Source organism: Streptomyces sp. NBC_00344, from assembly GCF_036088315.1.
In the GTDB taxonomy this organism is placed as follows: Bacteria; Actinomycetota; Actinomycetes; order Streptomycetales; family Streptomycetaceae; genus Streptomyces.
Window position 1 is genome coordinate 5,274,581 of record NZ_CP107996.1, and the last position, 14,317, is coordinate 5,288,897.

Genomic DNA, 14,317 nt, shown 5'->3' on the forward strand with positions numbered 1-14,317 from the left:
AGCAAGTCGGACCACAGCAGAAAATATGGTCATTTCCGCCGATTGGTGGACAGACCTAGTGGATCGCGGGCACTTGGTGACACTGTGACATTGGCACAAGGGCGATCCACCACAGAGCGGAGGACTCAGAGAATGGCCGGCGCGATGCGCAAGATGGCGGTCTACCTCGGCCTCGTGGAGGACGATGGTTACGACGGCCCGGGGTTCGACCCCGACGACGAGTTCGAACCCGAGCCGGAGCCCGAGCGGGACCGGCGGCGGCACCAGCCCCCACATCAGTCACAGCAGGACGAACCGGTGCGAATGGTGCAACCGCCCGCCCAGCGCGAGCCAGTTGCGCTACCGGCGGAAAGCGGACGTCCTGCGCGAATCGCCCCCGTGGCGTCCATCACACCTGAACGCCCGAGTATGGAGAAGAACGCCCCGGTGATCATGCCCAAGGTTGTGTCCGAGCGGGAGCCCTACCGCATCACCACGCTGCACCCCCGGACCTACAACGAGGCCCGTACCATCGGGGAACACTTCCGCGAGGGCACTCCGGTGATCATGAATCTCACGGAGATGGACGACACGGACGCGAAGCGACTTGTCGACTTTGCGGCAGGACTTGTCTTCGGTCTCCATGGCAGCATTGAGCGGGTGACGCAGAAGGTGTTCCTGTTGTCGCCTGCTAACGTCGATGTCACGGCGGAGGACAAGGCCCGTATCGCAGAGGGCGGTTTCTTCAACCAGAGCTGAGACGAGACACCGGGACACCCCGGCCGGGAGGCCGGAAGAACAAGAGCGTCAGGGGAGAGGGAAGCGCGAGATGGGCATCGCATTGGATGTGGTCTACATCGCGCTGATGTGTTTCCTCATCGTGTTGATCTTCCGGCTTGTCATGGACTACGTCTTCCAGTTCGCCCGCTCATGGCAACCTGGTAAGGCGATGGTGGTCGTTCTGGAGGCCACCTACACTGTCACCGATCCACCGCTCAAGCTTCTGCGGCGGTTCATTCCGCCGCTGCGTCTCGGGGGCGTGGCACTCGACCTGTCCTTCTTCGTTCTGATGATCATCGTCTACATCCTGATCAGCATTGTGAGCCGGGTGTGAACGATTCGGTCCTGCCGACTGCCGACGACTACGTAGAGGTGAAGAAGAGATGCCGCTGACCCCCGAGGACGTGCGGAACAAGCAGTTCACGACCGTCCGGCTGCGAGAAGGCTATGACGAGGACGAGGTTGATGCCTTCCTCGACGAGGTCGAAGCCGAACTGACCAGGCTGCTCCGTGAGAACGAGGATCTGCGCGCCAAGCTGGCAGCCGCCACGCGAGCCGCCGCGCAGAATCAGCAGCAGCAGGGCATGCGCAAGCCGGAGCAGCAGGACGGCCGCGGCGGTCCCAACTCCCCGGTGCCCGCCGCCATATCCGGTCCACCGCAGGTCCAGCAGCAGCCGCAGATGGGACCGCCCCAGCTTCCGGGTGGCCAGCCGCAGTTGCCTGCAGGTCCTGGCGGTCACGGTCCCCAGGGCCAGCACGGTCCGGGGCCCCAGGGGCAGCACGGTCCCGGCCCGCAGGGCCAGCACGGCCCGGGCCCGATGGGTCAGGGTCCGATGGGTGGCCAGGGCCAGCTCGGCCCCGGCCCGATGGGTCAGGGTCCGATGGGCCAGGGCCCCATGGGCGGCCAGGGACAGCTGCAGGGTCCGATGGGTGGCCAGGGCCAGCTCGGCCAGGGCCCCATGGGCGGCCCGATGGGCGGCCACGGCGGTCCCCCGCAGATGCAGCAGCAGGGCCCCGGCGGCGACAGTGCCGCGCGAGTGCTCTCGCTGGCACAGCAGACGGCCGACCAGGCGATCGCGGAGGCCCGTTCCGAGGCCAACAAGATCGTCGGCGAGGCACGCAGCCGCGCCGAGGGCCTGGAGCGGGACGCCCGCGCCAAGGCCGACGCGCTGGAGCGGGACGCACAGGAGAAGCACCGCGTCGCGATGGGCTCGCTGGAGTCCGCCCGCGCCACGCTGGAGCGCAAGGTCGAGGATCTGCGCGGCTTCGAGCGTGAGTACCGGACGCGTCTGAAGTCCTACCTGGAGAGCCAGCTGCGTCAGCTGGAGACCCAGGCCGACGACTCGCTGGCCCCGCCGCGGACCCCGGCGACCGCGTCGCTGCCGCCGTCGCCCTCGATGGCTCCGGCCGGCGCGGGCGCGATGGGACACACCCAGCACACGATGGGCGGCAGCCCTTCCATGGGTGGCCAGCCGTCGATGGGCGGTCCTTCGTACGGCGGTCAGCAGCAGATGTCTCCGGCCATGACACAGCCGATGGCACCGGTGCGGCCGCAGGCGCCGCAGCCGATGCAGCAGGCACCTTCGCCGATGCGCGGCTTCCTGATCGACGAGGACGACAACTGACGGCGGGCGCCCTGAGCGCACCACAGTCGGCAGGCTGAGGGCCGGGCCCCGGGGACATCCCCGGGGCCCGGCCCTTTTTGCGCGGCCGAGGCGTGGTCGCCGGGCCGGGGACAGCAGAAGGGCCCGGGACAGCGAAGGGCCCGGCCGGATATCCGATCCGGCCGGGCCCTTCAGCCGTGCTACGCCTGCGTCTTACGGAGGCGGAACGTGAGGGACAGGCCCTCGTCGTCGAACGGTGCGCCGAACGTCGCGTCCCCCTCACCCTGTGCGTAGTCCAGCGCCAGTACCTCGTCGGCGATCAGCCCGGCATGCTCGGCGAGCGCCTCGGCGACCGCCGGGTCCGTGGCGGTCCAGCGGACCGCGATCCGGTCCGCCACATCCAGGCCGCTGTTCTTGCGTGCCTCCTGGATCAGCCGGATCGCGTCCCGGGCGAGGCCCGCCCTCCGGAGCTCCGGAGTGATCTCCAGATCCAGGGCGACCGTGGCGCCGGAGTCGGACGCCACCGACCAGCCCTCGCGCGGGGTTTCCGTGATGATCACCTCGTCGGCCGCGAGTGTGACCTGCTCGCCGTCGACCGTCACCGAGGCGTTGCCCTCGCGCAGCGCCAGCGAGAGCGCTGCCGCGTCGGCCTCGGCCACCGCCTTCGCCACTGCCTGGACGCCCTTGCCGAAACGCTTGCCCAGGGCACGGAAGTTGGCCTTGGCCGTGGTGTCGACCAGTGAGCCGCCGACCTCGGAGAGCGAGGCCAGCGACGAGACGTTCAGCTCCTCGGTGATCTGGGCGCGGAGTTCGGGTGTCAGGGACTCGAAGCCGGCCCCCGCGACCAGGGCGCGGGACAGCGGCTGCCGGGTCTTGACCCCGGACTCCGCACGCGTCGCCCTGCCCAGCTCCACCAGCCGGCGCACCAGCACCATCTGGCGGGAGAGCGTCGGGTCGATCGCGGAGAGGTCGGCCTCGGGCCAGCTGGAGAGGTGCACCGACTCCGGGGCCTCGGGGGCGACAGGTACGACCATGTCCTGCCAGACCCGCTCGGTGATGAACGGCGTGAGCGGTGCCATCAGACGCGTCACCGTCTCGATGACCTCGTGCAGGGTGCGCAGCGCGGCCGGGTCGCCGTGCCAGAAGCGACGGCGCGAGCGGCGTACGTACCAGTTGGAGAGGTCGTCGACGAAGGCGGAGAGCAGTTTCCCGGCCCGCTGGGTGTCATAGGCGCCCAGCGACGTGGTGACCTGGTCCACCAGCGCGTTGAGTTCGCTCAGCAGCCAGCGGTCCAGGACCGTGCGGTCCGCCGGCGCGGGGTCGGACGCGGACGGCGCCCAGCCGGAGGTGCGCGCGTAGAGGGCCTGGAAGGCCACCGTGTTCCAGTACGTCAGGAGCGTCTTGCGCACCACTTCCTGGATCGTGCCGTGGCCGACCCGGCGGGCCGCCCAGGGAGAGCCCCCGGCAGCCATGAACCAGCGCACCGCGTCCGCTCCGTGCTGATCCATGAGCGGGATCGGCTGAAGGATGTTGCCCAGGTGCTTGGACATCTTCCGGCCGTCCTCGGCGAGGATGTGGCCCAGGCACACGACGTTCTCGTAGCTCGACTTGTCGAAGACCAGGGTGCCGACCGCCATGAGGGTGTAGAACCACCCGCGCGTCTGGTCGATGGCCTCCGAGATGAACTGCGCCGGGTAGCGCCGCTCGAAGAGCTCCTTGTTCTGATACGGGTAGCCGTACTGCGCGAACGGCATCGAACCCGAGTCGTACCACGCGTCGATGACCTCGGGCACCCGGGTCGCGGTCCGCGAGCACTGGGGGCAGCCGAAGGTGACCTCGTCGATGTACGGACGGTGCGGGTCGAGTTCCGACTGGTCGGTGCCGGTCAGATCGGTCAGCTCGGCGCGTGACCCGACGACCGTGAGGTGGTTCTCCTCGCAGCGCCAGATCGGCAGCGGGGTGCCCCAGTAGCGGTTGCGCGACAGCGCCCAGTCGACGTTGTTGTTCAGCCAGTCACCGAAGCGGCCCTGCTTGACGGAGTCGGGGAACCAGTTGGTCTTCTCGTTCTCCCGCAGCATCGCGTCCTTGACCGCGGTGGTCCTGATGTACCAGGACGGCTGCGCGTAGTAGAGCAGTGCGGTGTGACAGCGCCAGCAGTGCGGATAGCTGTGCTCGTACGGGACGTGCCGGAAGAGGACGCCGCGGGCCTGGAGATCGGCCACCAGGGTCTCGTCGGCCTTCTTGAAGAAGACACCCCCCACGAGCGGGACGTCCTCCTCGAAGGTCCCGTCCGGGCGGACCGGATTGACCACGGGCAGGCCGTACGCACGGCAGACCTTGAGGTCGTCCTCACCGAAGGCGGGGGACTGGTGGACGAGCCCGGTGCCGTCCTCGGTCGTGACGTATTCGGCGTTGACGATGTAGTGCGCACCGCCGGACCCCTTGCCGTCGCTGCCCTCGCCGGTGTCCGGGAAGTCGATCAGCGTGAACGGACGCTGGTACGTCCAGCGCTCCATCTCGGCACCGGTGAAACTTGGGCCGGTGACCTCCCAGCCCTCGCCCAGCGCCTTCTCGAGGAGCGGCTGGGCGACGACCAGCTTCTCCGTGCCGTCCGTCGCCACGACGTAGGTGACATCGGGATGCGCGGCGACCGCCGTATTGGAGACCAGTGTCCAGGGAGTGGTCGTCCAGACCAGCAGCGAAGCCTCACCCGCGAGCGGTCCGCCGGTGAGCGGGAAGCGAACGAAGACGGAGGGGTCGACGACCGTCTCGTACCCCTGGGCCAGCTCATGGTCCGAGAGGCCGGTGCCGCAGCGTGGGCACCAGGGGGCCACCCGGTGGTCCTGGACCAGCAGACCCTTGTTGAAGATCTCCTTCAGTGACCACCAGACGCTCTCGATGTAGCTGGGGTCCATGGTCCGGTAGGCGTCTTCGAGGTCGATCCAGTAGCCCATGCGCGTCGTCAGCTCGGCGAAGGCATCCGTGTGGCGGGTCACCGATGCGCGGCACTTGTCGTTGAAGGCCGCGATGCCGTACGCCTCGATCTCAGGCTTACCGCTGAAGCCGAGTTCCTTCTCCACCGCGAGCTCGACGGGCAGGCCGTGGCAGTCCCAGCCGGCCTTGCGGGGGACGTGGTAGCCCTGCATCGTGCGGAACCGCGGGAAGACGTCCTTGAAGACGCGGGCCTCGATGTGATGCGCGCCCGGCATCCCGTTGGCGGTGGGCGGTCCCTCGTAGAACACCCACTCGGGGCGCCCCTCGGACTGCTCCAGGGTCTTCGAGAAGACCTGGGCCTCGCGCCAGAAATCGAGCACGGCGTGCTCGAGGGCGGGCAGGTCGACCTGGGCGGGCACCTGTCGGTACAGCGGCGGTGTCATGGGTGAGCTCCTCCAACGGACGTTTCTCTCTCCGTCGGAGGGACGAGAGCCCGGTCGCTCCCGCGGTACCACCCTCCTTGGCCCCGGGTGTGTGCCCGTGGCCCCCTCATTGGGGTCGCGATGCCGGTTCTACTCGCCTGCTGGCTTTCTTCCGACGGCTCAGGGGTGATCTTCACATCGTGCCTGCCTCCGGGCTCTCACCGTCCCCGGATCGCTCATGGCCGCCTGCGACGCTACTCGTCCCATCCATGCCTTCCGCTGGCCTCAGTGTACGGGCCTCCATCGGAGATGCCCGACCGTTTTTCACACATCGCCGGCACAGGTTCCTTGACCCGAATGGCCATAGGCGCTTCGTCCGGATTCCGTACGCGCCCGGGGCGCGGATTACCGGGCGGGGAGCTGGGCACAACGGATGGAGACCCGCCGTGTCGCAGCCGTGAGGAGGGCTGAACGGGCGGCGAGCCCCGTTGCCGCGCGGCTGGGGTCGACTTATCGTCCCAGCACGATTTGCGCGCAAGATCACAAAATGTGAAGGGGCCGCGGCCATGGTGGCGAAGAAGACCGCCGAATCGAATCCGGCGTCCGCACGATCCACTGGTCCGTCGGCCGGAGACGCGGCAGGAGAGGAGCCACCGGGCGCCGACGAGAGCGCCGCCGGGAAACCCGCCGCGAAGAAGGCGGCGGCCGGTAAGGCGGCTGCGAAGAAAGCACCTTCGAAGAGGGCGCCCGCGAAGGAGGCGGCCACGAAGAAACCGGCCGCGAAGAAGGCGTCCGCCAGGAAGACCGCCGCCGCCCACAAGGCACCGGCCAGGAAGGCACCGGCCCACAGGGCGCCGGCGACGAAGGCCGCAGCCGCGGCCCAGGGGGCGGCCCAGGCCGCGGAACAGACGGAGGTCAGGACAGTGGTTGCGAAGAAGACAGCCAGGGGGAGCGCCGCCGGAAAGCGGTCCACCGCCGGTATCGCTGCGGCCGTGCCGCCCGGTGAGCTGCCCGTACGTCCCGGCGAGGACCCGTGGACCCCGGAGGAGGTCGCCGAGGCCCGTGCCGGGCTGCAGAGTGAGGACCTGAGGCTGGGCTCCGAGATCGCCGCGGCCGAGGCGGCGCTCGCCGGGCTGATGCGGGACTCGGGGGACGGCGCCGGCGACGACCAGGCCGACACCGGGACCAAGAACATCACCAGGGAGAGCGAGCTGGCGCTCGCGGCCAACGCCCGCGAGATGCTGGAGCAGACGGAGCGGGCGCTCGAGCGGCTCGACGCCGGGACCTACGGGCTCTGCGAGAACTGCGGCAACCCCATCGGGAAGGCACGTATGCAGGCCTTCCCGCGCGCCACGCTCTGTGTCGAGTGCAAGCAGAAGCAGGAGCGCAGATACTGACCAGGCAGGGAGAGTTTCCGGCGCCGGTGTGTCGTACCCTCGTCCTCAGTCAGGTACTAGGGGAGGGACTCACGTGGCAGAGGCGGAGCGCATCATCGGTACGCCGGACATTCCCGGGGCCGCAGGGGCCGAGCCGGAGGGGCCCTCCGGGGAGCGGCTGCCGGAGGACCCGCCGGCCGGCGCCGCGGACGCCGAGCAGCCGCGGGGCAGACGCAGACTCATGGTGCTCTTCGCCGTGGCGATCTTCGCTTATCTGCTGGACCTGGTGAGCAAGACGATCGTGGTCGCCAAGCTGGAGCACCACGCGCCGGTCAAGGTGGTGGGCGATCTGCTGAAGTTCGAGGCGATCCGCAATCCCGGTGCGGCCTTCGGCGTGGGTGAGGCCTTCACGGTGATCTTCACCTGTATCGCCGCGGTCGTGATCTTCGTGATCGCCCGGCTGGCGCGGAAGCTCTACAGCTTGCCGTGGGCCATCGCCCTCGGTCTGCTGCTCGGCGGCGCACTGGGTAATCTCACCGACCGGATCTTCCGCTCGCCCAGTGCCTTCCAGGGTGCGGTCGTCGACTTCATCGCACCGGCGCACTTCGCGGTGTTCAATCTCGCCGACTCCTCGATCGTCTGCGGCGGGATCCTGATTGTGCTGCTCTCCTTCAAGGGCCTGGACCCCGACGGCACCCTCCACAAGGACTGAGACACCTCCGGCGGGTCGGCGGGCACTCAGGGCAAGGCATACTCGACGAGTGAGTACAGTTCCCGAGATCCGCACCCTGCCCGTTCCCGACGGCCTGGAGGGCGAGCGCGTCGACGCCGCCATCTCCCGTATGTTCGGGTTTTCCCGTACCAAGGCGGCCGAGCTTGCCGCGGCGGGAAAGGTGCAGGTCGACGGGTCAGTGGTCGGGAAGTCCGAACGGGTGCACGGCGGCGCCTGGCTCGAGGTCGTGATGCCGCAGGCCGCCCCTCCGGTGCAGATCGTCGCCGAGCCCGTCGAGGGCATGGAGATCGTCCATGACGACGACGACATCGTGGTCATCCTGAAGCCCGTGGGTGTCGCCGCCCACCCGAGCCCCGGCTGGACCGGGACCACCGTCATCGGCGGTCTCGCCGCGGCCGGCTACCGGATCTCCACATCGGGCGCCGCGGAGCGCCAGGGCATCGTGCACCGGCTGGATGTCGGCACATCGGGCCTGATGGTCGTCGCCAAGTCGGAGCGCGCCTACACCCTGCTCAAGCAGCAGTTCCGGGAGCGCACGGTCGACAAGCGCTATCACGCACTGGTGCAGGGCCACCCGGACCCGATGAGCGGGACGATCGACGCACCCATCGGGCGCCACCCCCAGCACGACTACAAGTGGGCCGTGACGGCCGAGGGCAAGCCGTCCGTCACGCACTATGACCTGATCGAGGCGTTCCGGGCCGCGTCACTCCTGGACATCAAGCTGGAGACCGGGCGCACCCACCAGATCCGGGTCCATATGTCCGCCCACCGTCACCCCTGTGTCGGAGACACCACGTACGGCGCCGATCCGACCATGGCGAAGCGGCTCGGGCTGACGCGCCAGTGGCTGCACGCGATGCGGCTCGGTTTCGAACATCCGGCGGACGGCCGGTGGGTCGAGTTCGAGAGCGAGTACCCGGAGGATCTGCGGAAGGCTCTCGACGTGATCCGGGCGGAGAGCGAGTGAGGAAGAGCACACACAGCGAGGTGCGGGTCGTCACCGACCCGGCCGGGCTTGAAGCCTGCTTCGCGGTCCGCAGGGCGGTCTTCGTCGACGAGCAGGGCGTGCCGGCCGATATCGAGTACGACACCCACGACGCCGACGCTGTCCATGTGCTGGCTGCGGGGCCGGAGGGGCCGATAGGCACCGGAAGGCTACTGCTGCCGGGGCCGGGCAGTACCGTCGGCTCGCTCGGCCGGCTCGCCGTCGCCGCCGCGGGCCGCGGCAGGGGAGTCGGAGCGACCCTGGTGCGGGCGATCGAGGACGCCGCCCGGGAACGCGGAATGACCGCGGTCGACCTCCACGCGCAGACCCACGCACTGGGGTTCTACGAGCGGCTGGGTTACGAGGCGTACGGCCCCGAGTTCCCGGACGCGGGCATCGCGCACCGGGCGATGCGCCGCACCATCTGAGGCCACGGAACGGGACCGGCGGCCGGACCGGCGGTACGATCCGCGACGCCCGGACACCGCCGACCGCCGACCACGCGCGGCCGGGGCCCCGTTGAACGGTTCGCGGCCGGTGCCATGGGACGCTTGAACTCTTGACCGCCGCGAATCCGACAGGCCCGGAGGGTGTCCCGTGGACCAACTGGCACTGCTGCTCGCCCTGTTGATCGGAGCGGTGGTCTCGGTGCCGATCGGGGAGCGGCTCGGCCTGCCCGCCCCGGTGCTGATGACACTCGGCGGTATCGGTCTGGCGCTGCTGCCCAGCGTGCCGAACGTGCACGTCCCTTCGGACTTCATCCTGCCCCTCGTCCTGCCGCCACTGCTGTACGCCGCGGTGCAGCGCACCTCCTGGCGGCAGTTCACCGCCAACTTCCGCCCCATCCTGCTGCTCGCCGTGGCGCTGGTCTTCGTGACGACCGCGGCCGTGGCCGCCGTGGCGAGCGCCATCGTGCCGGGCCTGCCGATCGCCGCTGCCGTCGCGCTGGGCGCGCTGGTGGCGCCGCCCGACCCGGTGGCGGCCACCGCCGTAGCCGGGTCACTGGGGCTGCCGAGACGGCTGGTCTCCATCCTGGAGGGCGAGGGGCTCTTCAATGACGTGACGGCGATCGTGCTCTACCACGTGGCGATCGCGGCGGCGGTGACGGGAACGTTCTCCTGGCCGGTCGCGGCAGGGCAGCTGGTCCTGTCCGGGGTGGTCGCGGTGGCCGTGGGCCTCGCGCTCGGCTGGCTGACCAACAAACTGATGGGCCTGCTCGGGGACACCACCCTGCAGATCGGTCTGACGCTGATGGTGCCCTTCGTCGCCTATGTGCTCGCCGAGGAACTGCTGGGTTCGGGGGTGCTGGCCGTCCTGGTGACGGCGCTGTCCCTGGCCGAGCACTCGGCCGACGCCGACGACGTACGGGGCCGCCTCGAGGGCGCCGCGTTCTGGCGCATCGTCGACACCCTGGTGACCGGAGTGACCTTCGGGCTCATCGGGCTCGAACTCCATGTGGTCTTCGGTACGGCCTCCGGCCATCTGGCCCGGACGTTCGGCTGGGGCGCGGTGGTCGTCGGGGTGGTCGTCGCCGTACGTCTGGGGTATCTGCTGCCCGCCACCTGGCTGGCGAAGCGGCTGCACCGGCTGAACTACCAGGAGGAGATCCCCACCACCTGGCGGGAGACCATCGTGATGTGGTGGTCCGGGATGCGGGGGGTGGCATCCGTCGCCCTGGCGCTGGCCATCCCGATGCACAAGGACAACGGCGACCCCTTTCCCGGCCGAAATGAAATGATCTTCATCGCGTTCGCCGTGGTCATGGCCACACTCGTCATCCAGGGGCTGACCCTGCCCCGGCTGGTGCAACGGCTCGGTGTCCGCGCGGACACCGGTGCCGAACGCGAGCTGGAGCGGAGTCTGGCGGTCCGGGCGGCCAAGGCCGCCAGACACCGGCTCAAGGAGATCCAGGACGTCGAGGACCTGCCCGAGGACGTCGTGGAGCGGATGTCCCGGAGCGCGTTCGAGATCGGGGCCAGGATCAGCCCCGACATGGTCGACGAGGAGCGGCACGAGGCGTATCTGAAGCGTGCCGAGCGGATCAAGTCCGTGCAGCGGGTCCAGCGCGAGCTGATGTCGGCCGCCCGCCACGAGGTGCTCTCCGCGCGGAACGAGCCCGGCGCGGACCCGGAGATCGTCGACCGGGTGCTGCGTCATCTGGATGTGCGCAGCCTGCGCTGAACCCGCCCCGGGCGGGGGCCGCGGCGCTCAGCCCTGGCCGGTACGGGGGAGTACGCCGTCGTGCTTGGACAGGTCGGGCCCCGGGTCGACCCGCTTCGCGGCGGGCCCGGTGGAGATCCTCGGCAGCGCGTAGGGATGCCGTTCGCACAGCCAGGCGATCAGCTGTTCACGCACCACGCACCGCACGGTCCAGATGTCCGACGCGTCCTTCGCGGTGACCACCGCCCGCACCTCGACCGTACTCGGCGTGGTGTCGGTGACGGCGAGCGACCAGTCCCTGCCGTCCCAGGCCGGGCACTCGCGCAGGATGTCCCTGAGTTTGTCGCGCATCTGTCCGATGGGCGCCGAGTGGTCCAGATGGAAGAAGACCGTCCCGGTCATCTCGGAACCGCCGCGCGACCAGTTCTCGAAGGGCTTGCCGGTGAAGTACGAGACGGGCATGGTGATCCGGCGCTCGTCCCAGGTCCGTACGGCGAGAAAGGTCAGCGTGATCTCCTCGATGGTGCCCCACTCACCGTCCACCACCACGGTGTCCCCCAGCCGGACCATGTCGCCGAACGCGATCTGCAGCCCGGCGAAGAGGTTCCCGAGGGTCGACTGGGCCGCGACACCCGCGACGATGCCGAGGACGCCCGCCGAGGCGAGCAGCGAGGTGCCGGCTGTCCGCATCGCCGGGAACGTCAGCAGCATGGCCGCCACGGTCACCGTCCCGACGATCGCGCTCACCACCCGCTGGATCAGGGTGACCTGGGTGCGCACCCTGCGCACCCGGGCCGGATCGTGGGTGGCCGCGGCGTAACGGGCGTACGAGGACTCGACGACGGCCGCGGCGATCCGGACCAGCAGCCAGCCGGCGGACCCGATCAGCACCAGCGTCAGAAGCCGCCCGATGGCCGCCTGGTGCGCCTGCACCCCTTCGATTCTGATCTGGTGGTAGCTCCCGCGCAGCAGGGCCGAGCAGATGACGATCTGCAGTGAGAACCGGCAGCGGCGCAGCAGCCCCCACAGCGGGGTCTCATGGTGTCGGGCGTCGGTCTGCCTGAGCATACGGTCGGCCAGCCAGCCCACCAGCAGCGTGAGCACGACCGAGCCGCCGACAACGATCAACGGACGCAGTTCGTTCTCCATCCCCCGACCGTAACTGGCACGATGGCCGGATGAATATCGTCCTCTTCCACTCGACCTGTGGCCTGCGTCCCGCGGTGCACGCCGCGGCCGGCCGGCTGCGTGATGCCGGACACACCGTCCAGGTGCCCGATCTCTTCGAGGGGCGGACATTCGGGACCGTTGCCGAAGGCATGGCGTTCAAGGAGGAGGTGGGCTCGGACGAGCTCCTGAAGCGCGCGGTGGTGGCCGCCGCGCCGCACTCCGACGAGGGCCTGGTGTACGCGGGGTTCTCACTCGGCGGCTCGCTCGCCCAGAACCTGGCGCTCGCCGACGAGAAGGCGCGCGGACTGCTGCTTCTGCATGGCACGTCGGACATCGCGGACAACGCGTCGGTGGACGGGCTGCCCGTGCAGCTGCATGTCGCCGATCCCGACCCCTTCGAGTCGCACGACTGGCTGACCGCCTGGTATCTGCGGATGCAGCGGATCGGGGCCGATGTGGAGGTGCACCGCTATCCGGGTGCGGGCCACCTCTACACCGACCCCGATCTGCCCGACTACGACGCCGAGTCGGACGAGCGGACCTGGCAGACCGCGCTCGGCTTCCTCGAGTCGCTGTAGCCCGTCGGCCCTTCGGCCGGGCCTCAGGCCTTCAGTGCCTTGTCGATGACGGTGTTGAAGTCCGCGACCGTCATGGGCGCGTTGTCGCTTCCGGCGGAGGTGAGCTTCTTGCCGTCCATCTTGAGCGTGGGTGTGCCGGTGACCCCGCTCTTGTCGAACTTCGCGGACATCCGCATCGCCCAGGCGTCATAGGTGCCGTTCTTGACGGCCTTCTGGAAGGCCGCGTTGTCCTTCAGCGCGGGGACGGTCTGGGCGACCTTGATCAGGTATGCGTCGTCCTTGAACTTGTCGGTGGTCTCTTCCGGGTGCCACTTCGCGGAGTACAGCGCGGTCTTGTAGGCCTCGAAGGCATCGGGGCTCACGTTCAGCGCGGCGCCCAGGGCGCTCAGTCCGTTCTTCGAGCCCTCACCGCCGTTGTTGTCGATGAAGGTGGCCCCGATGTACTGGATCTTGAACTTGCCGGCGTCGAGGTCCTTCTTCACGGTCGGACCGACCGTCTGCTCGAAGCTGGCGCAGATCGGGCAGCGCGGGTCCTCGTACATCTCCAGCGTCTTCTTGGCGGATGCCTTGCCGAGGGTGACCGTGGTCCCGTCGGTGCCCGAGGTGTTCTTCGGCGCGACGACCTTGGCGTCCTTCGCCGCCTCCCAGCCGGTCGCCTTGTTGGCCTGGACGATCGCGTAGCCGGCACCGCCGGCTATCGCGAGGACGGCCACGATCGCCCCGGCGACGATGAACTGCCGGCGGATCTTGTCCTTCTTCGCCTGGCGCTCGCGCTCGGCGCGCAGCCGCTCGCGGGCCGCTGCCTTGTTGGACTGGCTGTTGCGTGAACTCATGGTGATGATCTCCGTGTCAGGGCGTGGAGCGAGGGGGAACTGCCGTACTCAGGCGGGGGAAGGAGCCGAGAGCGGCGGTCCGCGCAGTCCCACGGAGTGCACGAGGAGAAGCGCACGCGAGGTGCGCGGGCGGTGTACGGGAAGAGCGGCGTCGCGCACGGTCGCCGGCCCGGCACCGGTCACCGAGACCGCGGTCATCAGCGGCCGGAAGGCGAAGGTACCGAGTGAGCGCAGCAGTGCCGCGAGCGCGCGCTCGCCGCTGCGCAGCCAGTAGGCGGCCAGCAGCCCGACGGTCACATGGGCACCGAGCAGAAGCCACGGCAGGGCCGGGTCCGGGTTGTCGAACAGGGCCGCTGCCGTTCCCCTGCCCGGGCCGGTGACGGAGCCCAGTGGGGTCGTGACACCGTTGCCGCCGCAGAGCACGTCCACCCCGAAGGAGCGGAGTGCCCCGGTGACCGGGCCGCCCGAAGGCCCGTAGCAGAGCTGCTGCCCGGACGTGAAGACCGTGTCGGCGGCGAGTTCCAGCGGGATCAGTACACCCGCGATCGCGCCGAATCCCCGCTCGCGCCCGGCCAGCGCGAAGGCGAAGGCGAAGACCGCTGCGGACAGCGCGACAACGGTGACCGGCGGCAGCGGGGCACGGGACAGCAGTACATGGGACGCAGCCGAGAGGGCCACGACGAGCGCTGTGAAAAGCGCCGCGCGAACCGCTCTGAGCTGCGTCCCTGATATGTCCATCGGGCCAGAGTGTGTCATGCGC

At 69.4% G+C, this 14,317-nt stretch carries 13 protein-coding genes; 9 read left to right on the top strand and 4 right to left on the bottom strand.

All coding sequences use genetic code 11. From position 1 onward, the window contains the following. Positions 1-132: 132 nt before the first annotated feature. The 3 genes from OHS16_RS23800 to OHS16_RS23810 all read left to right on the top strand — a co-directional run bounded on the left by OHS16_RS23800 (position 133) and on the right by OHS16_RS23810 (position 2,384). Positions 133-738, top strand: a complete 606-nt coding sequence (locus OHS16_RS23800) for a cell division protein SepF (RefSeq protein WP_328539275.1) — start codon at positions 133-135, stop codon at positions 736-738. 70 nt (positions 739-808) lie between these two features. Continuing rightward, on the top strand, positions 809-1,093 hold the full coding sequence (locus OHS16_RS23805) for a YggT family protein (RefSeq protein ID WP_250303709.1): 285 nt from the start codon (positions 809-811) through the stop codon (positions 1,091-1,093). 49 nt (positions 1,094-1,142) lie between these two features. Then, on the top strand, positions 1,143-2,384 hold the full coding sequence (locus OHS16_RS23810; RefSeq protein WP_328539276.1) for a DivIVA domain-containing protein: 1,242 nt from the start codon (positions 1,143-1,145) through the stop codon (positions 2,382-2,384). Between the two features lie 179 nt (positions 2,385-2,563). Here the strand turns inward: OHS16_RS23810 and ileS are convergent, their stop codons facing one another. Continuing rightward, positions 2,564-5,740: an isoleucine--tRNA ligase gene (ileS, locus tag OHS16_RS23815; protein WP_328539277.1), complete on the bottom strand. Its 3,177-nt coding sequence runs from the start codon at positions 5,738-5,740 to the stop codon at positions 2,564-2,566. 545 nt (positions 5,741-6,285) lie between these two features. On the opposite strand from ileS, the gene OHS16_RS23820 reads away from it, so the two are divergent. From OHS16_RS23820 to OHS16_RS23840, 5 genes are all read left to right on the top strand, one after another. Then, positions 6,286-7,116: a TraR/DksA family transcriptional regulator gene (locus tag OHS16_RS23820; protein ID WP_328539278.1), complete on the top strand. Its 831-nt coding sequence runs from the start codon at positions 6,286-6,288 to the stop codon at positions 7,114-7,116. A gap of 73 nt (positions 7,117-7,189) precedes the next feature. Continuing rightward, on the top strand, positions 7,190-7,807 hold the full coding sequence (gene lspA / locus OHS16_RS23825) for a signal peptidase II (RefSeq protein WP_328539279.1): 618 nt from the start codon (positions 7,190-7,192) through the stop codon (positions 7,805-7,807). Positions 7,808-7,856: 49 nt separating this feature from the next. Beyond that, a complete protein-coding gene (locus tag OHS16_RS23830; protein WP_328539280.1) occupies positions 7,857-8,798 on the top strand; it encodes an RluA family pseudouridine synthase in 942 nt (313 codons plus the stop codon). Beyond that, a complete protein-coding gene (locus OHS16_RS23835) occupies positions 8,795-9,244 on the top strand; it encodes a GNAT family N-acetyltransferase (RefSeq protein WP_328539281.1) in 450 nt (149 codons plus the stop codon). The genes OHS16_RS23830 and OHS16_RS23835 overlap by 4 nt, the downstream gene beginning before the upstream one ends. A gap of 169 nt (positions 9,245-9,413) precedes the next feature. Further along, on the top strand, positions 9,414-10,997 hold the full coding sequence (locus OHS16_RS23840; RefSeq protein WP_328539282.1) for a Na+/H+ antiporter: 1,584 nt from the start codon (positions 9,414-9,416) through the stop codon (positions 10,995-10,997). Positions 10,998-11,024: 27 nt separating this feature from the next. Here OHS16_RS23840 and OHS16_RS23845 read toward each other — a convergent pair whose 3' ends face one another. After that, positions 11,025-12,125 carry a mechanosensitive ion channel family protein gene (locus OHS16_RS23845; protein ID WP_328539283.1) on the bottom strand — a complete coding sequence of 367 codons (1,101 nt, stop codon included), beginning with the start codon at positions 12,123-12,125 and terminating at the stop codon, positions 11,025-11,027. 29 nt (positions 12,126-12,154) lie between these two features. Here OHS16_RS23845 and OHS16_RS23850 point away from each other — a divergent pair, with 29 nt between their 5' ends. Then, positions 12,155-12,724: a dienelactone hydrolase family protein gene (locus tag OHS16_RS23850; protein ID WP_328539284.1), complete on the top strand. Its 570-nt coding sequence runs from the start codon at positions 12,155-12,157 to the stop codon at positions 12,722-12,724. A gap of 23 nt (positions 12,725-12,747) precedes the next feature. Here OHS16_RS23850 and OHS16_RS23855 read toward each other — a convergent pair whose 3' ends face one another. Further along, the gene (locus OHS16_RS23855; RefSeq protein WP_328539285.1) at positions 12,748-13,557 is read right to left on the bottom strand and encodes a thioredoxin domain-containing protein; all 810 of its coding nucleotides are present in this window, start codon (positions 13,555-13,557) and stop codon (positions 12,748-12,750) included. A gap of 48 nt (positions 13,558-13,605) precedes the next feature. Next, positions 13,606-14,295 carry a hypothetical protein gene (locus OHS16_RS23860; RefSeq protein WP_328539286.1) on the bottom strand — a complete coding sequence of 230 codons (690 nt, stop codon included), beginning with the start codon at positions 14,293-14,295 and terminating at the stop codon, positions 13,606-13,608. Positions 14,296-14,317: the final 22 nt, after the last annotated feature.